The sequence below is a fragment of the Lacihabitans lacunae genome, from assembly GCF_042649125.1.
GTDB classification, from domain to species: Bacteria; Bacteroidota; Bacteroidia; order Cytophagales; family Spirosomataceae; genus Leadbetterella; species Leadbetterella lacunae.
Genome location: NZ_JBHRYQ010000001.1, coordinates 2031459 through 2045690, shown reverse-complemented (window position 1 = coordinate 2045690; position 14232 = coordinate 2031459). Strand labels below are relative to the sequence as shown.

At 36.8% G+C, this 14232-nt stretch carries 14 protein-coding genes; 2 read left to right on the top strand and 12 right to left on the bottom strand.

The window, feature by feature from the left end; genetic code table 11:
• Positions 1-6: 6 nt before the first annotated feature.
• The 6 genes from ACFOOI_RS08895 to ACFOOI_RS08870 form a co-directional block, all read right to left on the bottom strand.
• Positions 7-843 (bottom strand): S1 family peptidase, encoded by an 837-nt coding sequence (locus tag ACFOOI_RS08895; RefSeq protein ID WP_379837179.1) that lies wholly within the window; start codon positions 841-843, stop codon positions 7-9.
• 179 nt (positions 844-1022) lie between these two features.
• Positions 1023-1904: a bifunctional 5,10-methylenetetrahydrofolate dehydrogenase/5,10-methenyltetrahydrofolate cyclohydrolase gene (locus ACFOOI_RS08890; protein ID WP_379837177.1), complete on the bottom strand. Its 882-nt coding sequence runs from the start codon at positions 1902-1904 to the stop codon at positions 1023-1025.
• A 79-nt stretch (positions 1905-1983) separates the two neighbouring features.
• Complete coding sequence (locus ACFOOI_RS08885; RefSeq protein ID WP_379837175.1) at positions 1984-3156, bottom strand: MFS transporter; 1173 nt, start codon at positions 3154-3156, stop codon at positions 1984-1986.
• On the bottom strand, positions 3156-3512 hold the full coding sequence (gene folB / locus ACFOOI_RS08880) for a dihydroneopterin aldolase (protein WP_379837173.1): 357 nt from the start codon (positions 3510-3512) through the stop codon (positions 3156-3158). Before folB ends, ACFOOI_RS08885 begins: the two co-directional genes overlap by 1 nt.
• Before the next feature lie 4 nt (positions 3513-3516).
• A complete protein-coding gene (locus ACFOOI_RS08875; protein ID WP_379837171.1) occupies positions 3517-4713 on the bottom strand; it encodes a DivIVA domain-containing protein in 1197 nt (398 codons plus the stop codon).
• Between the two features lie 137 nt (positions 4714-4850).
• Positions 4851-5756, bottom strand: coding sequence for a WD40 repeat domain-containing protein (locus ACFOOI_RS08870; protein WP_379837169.1), 906 nt, complete (start codon positions 5754-5756; stop codon positions 4851-4853).
• A gap of 62 nt (positions 5757-5818) precedes the next feature.
• Here ACFOOI_RS08870 and ACFOOI_RS08865 point away from each other — a divergent pair, with 62 nt between their 5' ends.
• Positions 5819-6442, top strand: a complete 624-nt coding sequence (locus ACFOOI_RS08865) for a 4'-phosphopantetheinyl transferase family protein (RefSeq protein ID WP_379837167.1) — start codon at positions 5819-5821, stop codon at positions 6440-6442.
• Here ACFOOI_RS08865 and ytxJ read toward each other — a convergent pair.
• Positions 6439-6777, bottom strand: a complete 339-nt coding sequence (ytxJ, locus tag ACFOOI_RS08860) for a bacillithiol system redox-active protein YtxJ (protein WP_379837165.1) — start codon at positions 6775-6777, stop codon at positions 6439-6441. The two genes, ACFOOI_RS08865 and ytxJ, sit on opposite strands and share 4 nt — an antisense overlap.
• A 51-nt stretch (positions 6778-6828) precedes the next feature.
• Positions 6829-7665, bottom strand: coding sequence for a pantoate--beta-alanine ligase (panC, locus tag ACFOOI_RS08855; protein ID WP_379837163.1), 837 nt, complete (start codon positions 7663-7665; stop codon positions 6829-6831).
• 84 nt (positions 7666-7749) lie between these two features.
• Between panC and ACFOOI_RS08850 the strand changes: the two genes are divergently transcribed.
• Positions 7750-8352, top strand: a complete 603-nt coding sequence (locus ACFOOI_RS08850) for a M23 family metallopeptidase (RefSeq protein ID WP_379837161.1) — start codon at positions 7750-7752, stop codon at positions 8350-8352.
• 59 nt (positions 8353-8411) lie between these two features.
• Here the strand turns inward: ACFOOI_RS08850 and glmS are convergent, their stop codons facing one another.
• The 4 genes from glmS to ACFOOI_RS08830 all read right to left on the bottom strand — a co-directional run bounded on the left by glmS (position 8412) and on the right by ACFOOI_RS08830 (position 14163).
• Positions 8412-10250, bottom strand: a complete 1839-nt coding sequence (glmS, locus tag ACFOOI_RS08845) for a glutamine--fructose-6-phosphate transaminase (isomerizing) (RefSeq protein ID WP_379837159.1) — start codon at positions 10248-10250, stop codon at positions 8412-8414.
• A gap of 172 nt (positions 10251-10422) precedes the next feature.
• Positions 10423-11760 carry a hypothetical protein gene (locus tag ACFOOI_RS08840; protein WP_379837157.1) on the bottom strand — a complete coding sequence of 446 codons (1338 nt, stop codon included), beginning with the start codon at positions 11758-11760 and terminating at the stop codon, positions 10423-10425.
• Positions 11761-11768: 8 nt separating this feature from the next.
• On the bottom strand, positions 11769-12578 hold the full coding sequence (locus tag ACFOOI_RS08835; RefSeq protein WP_379837155.1) for a glycogen/starch synthase: 810 nt from the start codon (positions 12576-12578) through the stop codon (positions 11769-11771).
• A 163-nt stretch (positions 12579-12741) separates the two neighbouring features.
• Positions 12742-14163: a M61 family metallopeptidase gene (locus ACFOOI_RS08830; protein ID WP_379837153.1), complete on the bottom strand. Its 1422-nt coding sequence runs from the start codon at positions 14161-14163 to the stop codon at positions 12742-12744.
• Positions 14164-14232 lie beyond the last annotated feature (69 nt).

Here is a 14232-nt window from a genome sequence, read left to right as displayed (position 1 = left end):
CGAATTTCAAGCAGATTTGAACTTTACGTTATTTTTATTCAGGAATTTAACGATTGTTTCAATATGCACTCCCCAGCCAACATTTAAGAACTGATTTTCTTCTACTACCTGGTTTCCTTTCTTTACACTGGGCGAAAAGCCCAAAGGCAAATGCCGAGTTTGCGACTGAATGGCCCAAACTCTTCCTTGTTTGTCAAATGTAGGCCCGCCTGATTGGCCTCTTAAGCCAGGAGTGGAGGTTTCCAGCCATTTGTAAGTGTATTCGTTGTCTTGGCTATGACCAGTTATTACGTTTCGGGTCATTATGCCATCCATCGGAAACGTGGGGATTGGAAATATGGACGGGTCAAATACAAATCTATTTTGGATTAAATTGTAAGTGGCTTTTACATCATAAAAAGGGTATCCAAGTTTACACAAACTCGTGCCGGGATGAATATCATCTGGGTTAATAAAAACCGGGTAGTCTTTTACAAAACTGGGGTCATAGTTTTCTATTTTTCCTATAGCCAAATCGTTTTCAGGTAAAACATGAAATTGCCTAATTTGATGATGGTCGGCCCCAAACCAAAGCGAGTGATGGGTCATCCATTTTGGGTTAGCCACTACTTTGCTGGTTCTTGTAAAATGCTGGTTTTGATTCTGATATTCTTGTATTTCTTTGAGGTGTTGGTTATGTGTGTTTAAGCCGCCGATAATGTGTGCAGCAGTAAGTATCCAACCTTCTTCGTTGATGATAATAAAACTACCTATGCCGCTCTCTACGGTGCCGTCAAAGAATCTGCTCGAAACTAAAACCGGGAATGTATATTTTGATGCTAATTTAAACGCTTCGGAAAACATTGTATTTGTCTTTTTGTATATCTATAAACAATAACCTCGCCATTTTATCAATAAAAGCCCATAGGTTTTTGAGTTTAAATATTTAGGTGCTTAAGGTTGTTTTGTTTACAAAAGAAAACAAAAAAGAGTGAATTTTTTCAAATAAAATTCACTCTTTCGTATATGTTTTCGGATTTATTTTATCCGTAAATTTCTTTTCGAGAAGCTAATAAGGTATTGTACATAAGTGCCGCCACAGTCATTAAGCCTACGCCACCAGGTACTGGTGTAATGAATGAGGTTTTAGGTGCAACTTCGTCAAACTTGACATCACCTTTGAGTGCAAAACCACTTTTTTTGCTTTCGTCTACTACGCGTGTGAGACCTACATCTATTACTACCGCTCCGTCTTTAACCATGTCGGCGGTGATAAACTCAGGTTTGCCTAGTGCTGCTACTATTATATCAGCTTGAAGGCATATTTCTTTTAGATTTTGGGTGCGACTATGAACCAACGTTACTGTGCAATTGCCCGGATACGCATTTCTTTGCATCAAAATGCTCATAGGCAAACCCACTATTTGGCTTCTGCCTACTACCACACAGTGCTTGCCGGCGGTTTCTATTTTATATCTTTTAATTAATTCTAAAACTCCATACGGTGTAGCTGATACGTATGCTGGCAAACCTTTGGCCATTCTACCGATATTTATCGGATGAAAACCGTCAACGTCTTTTTTAGGGTCAATAGCTTCTATTACTCTGTCTACATTGATATGGTCAGGTAGTGGCAGTTGAACAATGAAGCCGTCTATGTCGGGGTCATTGTTAAGGTCTTCTATTATTTCTAAAACTTCCTCTTCGGTTGAGCTAGAGTCTCTTCTTATTAACGTCGATTTAAAACCAATCTGCTCACAAGATTTTATTTTGCTCGAAACGTAGGTCTCACTCGCCCCGTTGTCTCCTATTAAAACCGCTGCCAAATGTGGTATTTTACCACCTTCTGCTTTAATTTTATCTACCTCTATTTGAAGTTCAGCTTTTACTTGTGCCGAAATAAGTTTACCGTCTATTATCTGCATTGAAGAGTTTTTTTACAAAGATACATTCTTTGATGTATACTGTCAATTTGGAAATGTGTTTTGCTTAAATTTTATGAAGTTATTTGACTGACAGCCTGAGCTTTCTTTTATAAGAAATCAAATAAACGAGTGCTATAAATATAAAACAGCACGAAAAGAGGAACGTTTGGGGCAATCGTTCTGTATTGTTTTGGTAAATAAAAGTAGGTAGAAATGCACCGATGCCAATTCCGGCTTCTAAGGCCATATACATAGTTGCCACGGCTTTTCCTCTTTTGTGGTCTTCACACAGGTCTATTGTCCAGGCCTGTAAAATAGGAGAGAGTATGCCCATACTTAATCCAAAAAATATAGCAGAAAATGTTAAGATATAAATGTTGCTTGCAAATGCAATAGAGGTCATACTAATAATCAGTAGCCAACAGCCGATTATTAAAACTTGAACTCGGCCATTTTTGTCCGACCATTTGCCTGCCACTATTCGTATCAAAATAGAGGCAAAAGTATAGATCAGAAAATAGTATCCTTTGTTTGCAATGCCAATGCTTTTGCTTAAATCAGGTACTAGAGTGACCACTGTGCCGTAGCAAAAATAAGTAAAGAATATAACCACCACCACCGGGAAAACCGACTTATCTATTATTTCTTTTCTTTTTATTAGTAAAATTGAAAATTGGAATTTCTCTTTGGTTTGCAGGGTCTCTTTCATGTTTATCAATATGGCTATTGACAGAAAAGACAAAGCAGAAGATGTGTAAAAGAGGGTGTTCATGTCAAATTTTAATACTATCCAGCTGCCTATAGCTGGTCCAAATGCCATTCCGAGACTTCCGATAAGCCCATGAACGCCCATAGACTCTCCCCGGCGGTTGGCCGGAACTATGTCGGCTATATACGCTGAAGTGCCGGTGGGTTTAAAACCAGTAGAAAATCCATGAAAAAGTCGTAATAATAAAAAAGGAAAAACAGTTGTGGTAATGGGGTAAATGAAACCACAGACAAAACATACCAAGGAGCCCAATGCCATTACGGGTACACGTCCGATTTTGTCAGTTAAAACGCCACTAAAAGGTCTGGATAAACCTGCTGTTAAAGTAAAAAGGGCTATAATAAGCCCCTTGTATTGCCCGCCGCCCATTTTTGAAAGATAATCGGGTAGTTCGGGGATGAGCATATTAAAGCTCGAAAAAAACAGGAATGAGCTTAGGCATAGAAGCCAAAACTGCAAAGTGAAAATACTTTTCTCTTTCATCAAAATACCTCCTCTAGCACTACTTTGGCTTTATGGCACACGCCACCTATGGGAGGATTAAATTTAGAAACTACAACATTTATTTTTTCGATGTGTTTAAATTTAGCTTTTACCGATGCTATTATTTCGTGGCCAACGTGCTCAAGCAGTCGGTGTTTTTTTTTCATGACGGCGTTTACCATTTGATACACATCACCATAGTCAATGGTGTCTCGTAGGCTATCAGAAGAAGCAGGGGCCGACAAGTCGGCCTCTATTGTAACATCTATCGAATATTTATTTCCAATTTTTTGCTCTTCGTCAAAGTGCCCGTGATAGGCAAAAAACTCCATACCTTCTAAGGCAATTTGTCCCATTATTTTAGTTTAGGTTATCGAAAAACGATCCGCCTTGTTTTTTTTCGTCTAAGTATTCGCTTGCCGGCTTGATTTCTTTTGGCTCTGCATTTTTTTCAACCATCGCCTTTCTTATTGCAGCTTTCACTTTGTTTACCTTATCTAGCATTTCCTCTGTGTTACTTTCAGAGTTTTCTAGTCTGCTAACATGCATGTCTTCTTTAGGCAAGTCTTCTTTAGGAACTCTGCCGGCTTCCAAATAGTTTTTAAGCTCGGTAAGTTGCTCCCATTGTCCCTCTTCGGCAAGAAGTGCTTGCTCTACCCATGTGCTTGGGTCGTGCATGCCAAACTGTGGCCCAGCGGCTGCCAATATATCTTTGATACGATAGATAGGTGTGGTAGCTAAATCTCTGAATGTATATATTCTTGCCGAATTTAAAATTTCTTTGATTTTTGGCCCAATACCTTCTATTAGTTCAAGGTTAGTTTTCTCTTCTTGAGTTTCAAGATTTATTTCATTTACAGCAGAAGAAAAACTTACCGATTGGCTGTTTTCTTCTTCTTCCTCTTCTTCATTTGCTAGTGAAGGTGCCTCCATGTGAAGCTCTTTTTCTACGAAAATCTCTTCATCAATTTCTGGTTTAAAAGAAGTTTCTGCTTGAGGTGCAAATGACTGCTTAGTTTCTATTTCAAAAACAGGCAATTCTATTTTACCGCCGTGGTTTTGAATCACCTCTGAGGTTTCAGACGCAATTGCCGCCAAACTATTTAGAATGGCTGCTTTTTTTGCTTCAAGAGCATTGAATTCGTTTTCCAATCCACTGAATTCCTTCTTCGATGTTTGAATCAATTCGCTTGCTTTTTGTTCGGCTTCTTCCACGATGTTTTTCGCAGCATTTTCGGCATCAGCTAATATTATTTTCGCTTTGTTTTCGGCATCTGCAAGTTTTTTAGATGCTTCAGTTTCAGCAGATTCCGTAATACGAGTGCTCGTGTCTTCGGCAGTTCTAAGTGTTTTTATTAAGGTCATCTCCACTTCTCTTAGTTTCGAAGCCTCTTTTTCTGCAATTTCAAGTTGCATTTTTAACATCTTGCTATCATTTAGCATGCGGTCCCATTCTGCAGCAAGATTTGACAAGAAACTGTTTACTTCTTCTATATCATATCCTCTAAAAGATTTTTCGAATTCGTGCTGCTTAATTTCTAAGGATGTTATTTTCATTTTATTTTTTATTTAGGAAAACCTAATACCTGCCTTGGGTTAATTAACGTGTTTTTCGGAGAAAATCGTGAAAGAAAAGGAATAAAATTTCTTACACGATTTAATAAGTTACAAAATAACAAAAAAATGAAAACAATTTAAAATAATTTCCACATTGAAATAGACCTATCGTCGCTTGCAGACAACAATCTTTTTTTCTCAGGAAGCCACAAAAGCTTGTTTATTGATGTTCCGTGACCAGCATGTCTCGCTTTATCTATTACTTTTAAGAGTTTTAGGTTTTTTTCATCCCAAACCTTTATGGATTTGTCCATACTTGCAGTGATAATCAAATTTTCTTCTTTTAATAAAATAATATCATTTATGGCATAAATATGAGCGGGTACATTCTGAATCATCTCATAATGGTGATTGACCGACCATGCAATTAGGTGTGCATCACGTGAGCCCGAAATCAGATCTTCGCCATCTTTGGTATATTGCAAAGCAAAAACCGAATTGGTGTGTCCTTGTAATTCGAATTTTAATTGGAAAGAGCTTAGGTCAAATATCCGGATTTTGTGATCACTAAAGGCTACTGCCAACTCGTTTGATTTTGTGTTTACTGCTAAACTACGGGCACTTTTTTCGCTGCCTTTTATTTGTTTTTTTAGCTTTAAACTTTCTTTGTCTATTACCTGAATAATTCCTGAGAGGTCGCCCACAAACAAGTTGCCTTCATGAGATTTTATCGAAAAAAACGAAACCTTGCCTAAGTTAAGCGATCTTACCTCTTTTTTGGTTCGGGTGTCTATTTCATGTATCCCCTCAAAATTATTCGCCAAGTACAGCCTGCCAATATGGGTGTCGTGGTGCATGGCGTAGCTTGAGTTGTGTATTTTTACAAATGGTTTACCTAAGTCAGGGCTGTCTGTGTTCCATTCTACAACCGTGCCGTCGCCTCCAGATGAGAAAAATGTATTCGATGAAGTACCTTCGGCCAAGCTATAAATGCAATCTCTATGGCCTGTGAAGTTGTCTATTTTTTCTATATTAAAATTCATTTTTGCTGTAATGCTTTAAAATCTTGGCAATTCTTTGCAAATTTCCAATAAAAAAAGTCGGAATGCCTGTTTTTATTAACAAAATAATTGACAATCAAATTCATGTTTTAGTTTGGCAAGTGAGAGAAACCTATCACGAAGCCCTTGTTTTGGCCAAATTGTCTGAACTTGGAAAACAAGAATTAGAAAGTATTGCCAACGAACAAAAGCGAATCGAATTTTTGATTAGCAGGATAGCAATTAAAGAATTAGCTAGTCGTCTAAATATTGATTTTTCAGGAATAGGTAAAGACGAACATGGAAAGCCTTTTTTGATAAATTCACATTGGGAGATTTCAATTACACACACTGTAGACTTTATTGGAGTGGTTTTTAGAGAAAAGTTACCTTTAGGCATGGACATCGAGAAGCCACAAAACAAGATGTTAAAAGTTCTTCCTAGGTTGATGGTTGACTCTGAGATTGAGCTTATGGGTGATAGTTTAGAATATGCCACCATTTTTTGGTCTGCCAAAGAGGCTTTGTATAAATTATACGGGAAACGAAAAGTTGATTTTAAAGAAAACCTATTAGTGTGGCGAGAAAATGAGCAGTGGAAAGGTAAAATTAAAATGCCCGACTATGAAGCCGAGCATTCTTTTTATATTGAAATGTTAGACCAATATCTAATGGTGATTGCGTATTAGATTTTTTCTAATACATCGTCAAGGCTGATGCCGTAGTGGGACTCATTATACACTGAAGAACCGTTTTTTACCAAAATTATTTGAGGAGACTCGTGCTCAACTTCAAAAACTTCAGCTATGGATCCTGATATGTCTCTATGGCTTATCAAGTCTAAAAGATACGGCTTTACGGTACTGTCTGGGTTTGATTTAGCCCAAGCACGTTCAAATCTGTCGAGTGCCGTTGCACTTATCGAGCATCTGGTGCTGTGTTTGAAAATCACTACGGGAGTTTCTAGTGATTCTTTTTTAATCTCGTCTAATTGTCCTATTGTATTTAATGTGTTCCAGTTCATTTTGATATTAAAATATTCTTATATGGTAAAACATTTTTAAATTATTTAGGTTCAAAAAATCAGATTGTCAATTAGTCTAACGCCATCTAAATATGCCGCTAATATTAATGCCGTTTTATTTTTTGGGTCAAAATTGCTTAGTTCTGCCAAAGATTCCGCACTTGTTATTTTGTAATATTCCAGTTCTATTTCCTCAATGTTATCGTAGTATTCTTTGATTTTAGAAAATGTATTATCCGGCGAATTGCCCTCCTGAAGGAGTTTTTTACCTAGTAATAAAGACTCGTATATTTTAGGAGCCAGTTTTCGAGCATCATCTGAAAGGCGTCTGTTGCGAGATGACATAGCCAAGCCGTCATTTTCTCTAATGGTTTCACAAACCACCATTTCGAGGTCAAAACTTAAATCATTTATCAGCCTATTAATCACGGCCACTTGCTGAATGTCTTTTTGACCAAAATAGGCTTTGGTAGGTTTTACAATATGAAAAAGTTTGCTGACCACTATGCCTACTCCATTAAAATGTCCAGGCCTAAATTCTCCTTCCATGATGTGCTCTAAGTCGCCAAAATCTAGTTTTAAAATTGGGTTTTGGCTATACATTTCTTCCGCCGATGGAGCGAAAACTAAGTCACATCCGGCTGCTTCAAGTAGTAGTAGGTCCGCCTCCAGAGTTCTTGGGTATTTTTTTAAATCATCAGGGTTATTAAATTGAGTTGGGTTTACAAATACGCTACACACACTTATTTCGTTCTCATTCACTGCTCTTTTAATCAATTCAATGTGGCCGTTGTGCAGAGCTCCCATAGTGGGCACAAAGCCAATGGTTTTGGTGCAATGACTTTTTAAGTAGTTTTTCGTCTCTAGTATAGTACGGGCAATAATCATTTTTCTTTTATTGAAGTTTTGTGCCTAAAAATAACTTTAATTCTTTAATGCACCGTATTTTTGTATGTTTTATTAAGAATGCCAATGTATAAATTTATAATTCTCTATTTCTTTAGTCTACAATTCGCTCAAGCTCAATTAAGCAAAACTGATATTTTTAATCCAAAATTAGATAGTTTGCTTTTTGAAGAAGACTATTGGGAAACTGAATTGACGGATATGACGGATCTAAATTCTGTGGTACAATACATTCATAGCGACCCTTTTAGATCCTATTTTATTTCCAATATTCCCGCAGGGAATCCACTTATGAGAGATATTTCGGTTAATTCTTTTTATGGAGCACGCAACCATCCAATTCATAATGTGGTGAAGTTTCATAGAGGAATAGATCTCGCTGGGCAGATGGGCGAGAAAGTGGTGTCTAGCGGAAATGGATACGTTTTGGAAACAGGTTTCAAAGCCGATTTAGGAAATTATATAAAAATCCGTCATAAATATGGATTTGAAGCTATTTACGGGCATTTGAGTAAGGTCAATGTAAAGAAGGGACAACCGGTGACCAAGAATCAGGTAATAGGAAAAGTAGGGGCGACTGGTAAAGTAACAGGGCCTCATTTGCATTATACCTTAAAGAAAAATGAAGGATATCTAGATCCTTTTGATTTCTTATTTATGAGTTTCTGAAAAAGTAAAAAGCGGCAATCGCCGCTTTTACTTTTTATAATCTATACTTCTTGAGTTATTTATTCTACTGTTACTGACTTAGCCAAGTTTCTAGGCTGATCTACGTTTCTTCCTCTTAAAACAGCAATGTAATACGAAAGTAATTGTAAAGGAATGGCCGTAAGTAATGGTTGAAGTATTTCGTGGGTATTTGGTATTTCTATCGCAAAATCCACCATTTTCTTAACGTCTACGTCTCCTTCAGACACTATGGCTATTACCCTGCCTTTTCTCGCTTTTACCTCTTGTATATTAGAAACTACTTTTTCGTAGCTGCTGTCTTTTGTAGCAATAAATACAACTGGCATGTCTTCGTCTATCAAGGCAATCGGTCCATGTTTCATCTCCGCAGCTGGGTAGCCTTCAGCGTGGATATACGATATCTCCTTTAACTTTAAAGCTCCTTCTAAGGCTACAGGAAAATTAAGACCTCTGCCTAAGAATATGAAGTTTTGAGCAAATGTAAACAGCTTAGAGATGTCTTTTATCTCTTCTGATTTTTTTAATATCTCTGCAACTTTTGCTGGAATGGCATCTAGTTCAAATATGATTCTTCTAAATACATCGTCTGTTATAGTGCCTTTTGCTTTGGCTGTGGCAAGTGCCATAAGAGTAAGTACAGTTACTTGAGCTGTAAATGCCTTAGTACTAGCTACACCTATCTCTGGACCTGCGTGCGTATAAACGCCTTCGTCTGTTATTCTCGAGATTGATGAGCCCACCACATTACACACACCAAGAATTATTGCTCCTTTTGATTTTGCAAGCTCCAGGGCAGCCATGGTATCTGCTGTTTCTCCAGATTGCGATATTGCTATTATGAAGTCGCCTTCTTTTATAATCGGGTTTCGGTATCTAAACTCAGAAGCGTATTCTACCTCTACGTTAATTCTCGCGAGTTCTTCAAATAAATATTCACCAACCAAACCTGCATGCCATGAAGTACCACAAGCTACAAAAACGATTCTTTTGGCTTTGGCCAATTTGCTCAGGTTATTATGAATTCCACCTAGCTGAATCAGTGCTTCTTCTGGCAAAAGACGGCCTCTAAGGCAGTCGGCGATTGACTTTGGTTGCTCAAATATCTCTTTCAACATAAAGTGATCAAATCCGCCTTTTTCAATGGCTTCTAATTCTAGTTCTACTTTCTGTATAAAAGGATCCTTTTTTACGTTTTCGAGGTTCGTGATGTTTAAGCCGTCTTTGTTTACCACCGCAACTTCTAAGTCGTCTAGATAAACTACGTCTTTGGTATACTCTATTATTGGTGTAGCATCTGAAGCAAAGAAATATTCGTTTTCTCCAATTCCGATAACCAAAGGACTTCCTTTTCTTGCGGCTACCAATTGGTCCGGATTTTCAGCGTCCATCACCACTATGGCATAAGCTCCAACTACTTCTTGTAGTGCAATTCTGACAGCTTCTGGTGTTCCGCAGTTTTTGCTTTTTTGTATTTCTTCTATAAAGTTTACTAAAACTTCCGTGTCCGTTTGACTTTGAAACGTATAGCCTTTATTGATTAAACTCTGTTTTATAGTATTGTAGTTTTCTATAATGCCATTATGAATAATCGCCAATCTATGGCCATTACTTTGGTGTGGGTGAGCATTTACGTCATTTGGTTCTCCATGAGTGGCCCATCTGGTGTGGCCAATTCCTACGGTAGCATGAAGCACTTTGTCATGTAAAATGCCTTCTAGGTCGGCTACTTTTCCTTTCTTTTTATAAACTTTTAGTCCGTCTCCATTTAGCAGGGCTATACCCGAGCTATCGTATCCTCTATATTCTAGTCTTTTTAATCCTTTTAAAACCAAAGGGGCTGCCTCTCTATGCCCAACGTAAGCTACTATTCCGCACATATTTTTTTCTTTATAAAGTACAATTTTCGTGTATATTCAGATACAAAAATATTAAATAATACTGGTAAAATATCGGAATGATATTTTAAATAAATTTAATAAAAAAGGTAGGGACAAAAAAAGAGCCAGACGTTTGAATCTGGCTCTTAATTGAATAAAATTACTCAAAAACTTATTTAGCGTAGTATATTTCGAGCTTGGGCTTTAAAAATACCGCTCTTCTTATTTGGTCATTTGATAAGATTCCTCCACCCGAAGCTGTAACTGCTGCCGGCGAAATCAAAAGACTTTTATATATAGTTTTTTTACTTATTAATTTTTGAATGAAGTTGGTGACATCTATATAAATAGTTTGGGTAGTATCTACAGATGCTATTGAGCCTTCAGCACTTGTGCTCAATGGAGTCAAGTACGTGAGGTTATTACTGCTGTTTCTTACTTGATTATTATTTGCGTCTAATTCTGAAACCACAAAATTGAACACTTGTGGGTGTAAGACATTTAATGTCGTTTGGTCTAATTTTAATGAAAGTGTGGCTTTACTTACATTTATGCCAGAACCATAAGATGTTACATTACTGAAATCTACTTTTGTGCCAATGCCTGTGCCACCCTGTACGTAAGTTTTAGAACTCGTAAGGCTTGCTTTTACTTCTTTGTTAGTTTTGGTTAGCTTAGACAAAGCCGTTGCTGATCTGTCTGAAATGACTTGTGTATGACGAGGGCCATTTAGGTCAAACTGGTAGTTGTACACCTCGGTTTCTCCGGGATAATGCCAATAGGTAATAAAAGTGGAAGTGGCGGAATTTAATAATCCCGTGTTAAACGTGTAAATACCTTTGGAATTATTGTCTGGCACTATCGCAAATCCTCTGAATTTATTGTTAAATGCTTCTTTTGTTTTACCAGTGGTGGTGTCTATTTTTATCAATTCCTCCGCCAAAGCTTTTGGTAACTTTACGTAAAATGCTTGTGGAGCATTTGAAGTATCGTTTTTGAAAGACCTAGAATTTATTATAAAACGAGTTAATGGGGTGCTTTCATAACCCAGTCCTTCGTCTCCATTGTAGTTTTTTGAATAATTCATAGAACTGTTAAGTCTATGGATATAAAAAGTCTGACGCTGAACAGTATCTCCAAAAATTAGCCCAAAATTAATTAACCTAAGTTCAACCGAATCAGCAATAGCGGTTGGCAATACTTTAAATGGGAGAGGTGTTACACCATCTGCTCCAGGTACCAAACTCGGTTGGAAAAACGCAGTTGTCTTTATTTTTCCTAAAATTGGATCTTCAGTAATTCCGGCCATCAAATAGTTGGCTTTGCCATTTACAATTGAGTCTGACAAAATAGTAGAAGCACCTAAAGTTAAGGTGTCTGAGAAATAGGCTTTTCCAGAAGAAGTACCATCAAAATCGTACCCAATTTCTGTAGGGTTTTCGCAAGCCAAAAAAAATACAGACAATAACGCAAGCGTTAATATCTGTACATTTAAAAAAGTTTTTTTCATAAAAAGAATTAATCTGCCAACTCTGTGTATAAGTTATAAAATGTTTCTAGCGAATTTTCATCGTCAATGTAAGAATCTATTTTCTTTCCTGTAGACTCTTCTATAGCTCCCTTAACGATGTCACTAAGCGAAGGATTGGCCGTAACCACTACATCTGCATATTGACAGCCGATTTTGATAAAGCCTAAGAAATCTTGAGATCTCAAGTTTGCTAGGTTTTCGTCGCTGATATCCATCATTTTCACCTTTGGTAGCATGTCTTTTGTAAAAGTATGCTCAAATACATTGTTGTAAACCGTAAAAATGGTTTTGGTATCTTTAAAAATCGGATCGTTTTTATATGTTGTTTTAAGATACAATGGTATAAGTGATGTCATCCAATCTGTGCAATGCACTACATCTGGTGCCCAGCCCAATTTCTTCACTGTTTCTAACGCACCCTTGCAAAAGAAAATTGCACGTTCGTCATTATCATCGTAGAATTTTCCTTTTTTGTCAGTAAAAACTGTCTTTCTTTGGAAATAATCTTCGTTATCTAAAAAGTATACTTGGAGCTTTGCTGAAGGAATAGAGGCAACTTTGATAATCAATGGCTTTTCCTCTTCTCCTATAGTTATGTTTATTCCAGATAATCTTACAACTTCATGAAGTCTATTTTTTCTTTCATTTATTAATCCAAACCTTGGAACCAATATTCTTATTTCCATACCTCTTTCCTGCATTTCTTGCGGAAGCTTACGAAGTAAAGATGCAATTTCTGAAATTTCTAAGAAGGGGTCGATTTCGCTGGAGATGTACAAAATACGCAATTTGCTCATAAAAAAACTCTAAATAATATTTACGCGATTTAGCGATCACTATATCTTTCGGGTGCAAAGATACTAAAAAAAAATCTATAAAATACCAAGGCTATCTACAAATAGATGTAGTTGGACTATTGTGTTAGAGTCTTTATTGGTTGTTTATCAGTGTTTTATGTGCTTAATGATTTGGTGTTTGGATAGATAGTTGCACACTTCTCGAAGCTGTAAATTGCAATGATACTCCTTTTTCAGTTAATAATGAAGCTAAAAGCTCAAATATTGAACCCCCAGATTCTATGCAAATATTGAAATATTCTTCAAGAGAATCTCCATTTACGTCTTCGCAAATTGCTTTCACGTCTTGGTAGCTATACCCAATTCCTGTTTTTCCAAATTTATCCCATAAGATTCGCATTACATTATCGAGTGATTTTTCTTGATTTGTGTTTTTCTTAATAATTAAATCTAAAATCTGGGCCACTACCGCTCCTTTGCTATAAACCGAAGCTTTTTTGCCAGGTGTTCCTTTTTCATAGCCATCAACCCAAAGGTCAAATGAAGTCTCTAAAATTGATTGCGAGGTTTCGTTAGCTTCTTCAAAATGTCTTCTATAAGTGGTTTCTAGTTCTTTTATGTATTGCTTTTGGTCAATAGCTCCGCTTTCAAATAATACCTTGTCTCCATAATATGTTGTGAATCCTTCCGCCACAAAACAGGTCTCAAAATAGTTTTCTTTTGTGAAATCGTACGGAGTGAGTTCCACAGGTCTTATTTTAGCGATATTCCAAGCATGGAAAAGCTCATGCGAAGCCAATCCCAATAAATCGTTATAATAATTATTAGGCAAAACACCATTTTCTCCCAAAACCATCATTGTAGAGTTAGCGTGTTCTACGCCGTGGTAATAGGTGTGCTCAGGCACAATTAGCATAAAGTGGTAGTTCTTTTCAGGAAATTCACCAAACAAAGTGATTTGATAATCTGCTATTTTTGTTAAATCTGCTATGAGTTGCTTGGTGTCTATGTCTATTCTCCCATGTATCCAAAATGAAAAATCAACATTTTGAACTCTGAATTCAAGTCTTTCTAAGTATGGACTCACTATAAAAGGGTTGTCAAAAAGTTCGTATGTGTCTTTTATGTCTATGATAAATTTGTCTTTGTCTTCATTTACGGTAAGTCCACTTGCAATTTTGTCACTTTCGGTTTTCGAAATTTGCAATTGAATAGGCGAGTCCATCAATTCGGGTAAAAACATGCAAGCGTTTACTGGATTTATATAATTTAAGTATTGATCTACGAAACTCCCTCCTGCGTTTAGTTCGGTGGAGTAGTATTTATACTTTACAGTTACTTCCCTTTGTGACTCATTTTCTACTTTCCATACGTTTCTGCTAGTTTTTCTCCACTCTAATGGATTGTTGCTACCGTCAAATGCCTCAAAATTTAATATGTTTTTTGCGAAGTTTTGCAGTTGGTATCTGCCTGGTCTCCATGCCGGAAGGTTGATTTCAAGTGAGTTTTTAGTGTTTGAAGGAAAGATTATTTGCACCTCAGCGATGTGCTTTGAAGAGTCAAATGAAAAAAAATACTTAATCATTAGTAGGAAGTTTTTTTATTTTAAAAAATATTGTACCTTTGCAGTCCTATTTCGAATCGAGGACAAAAT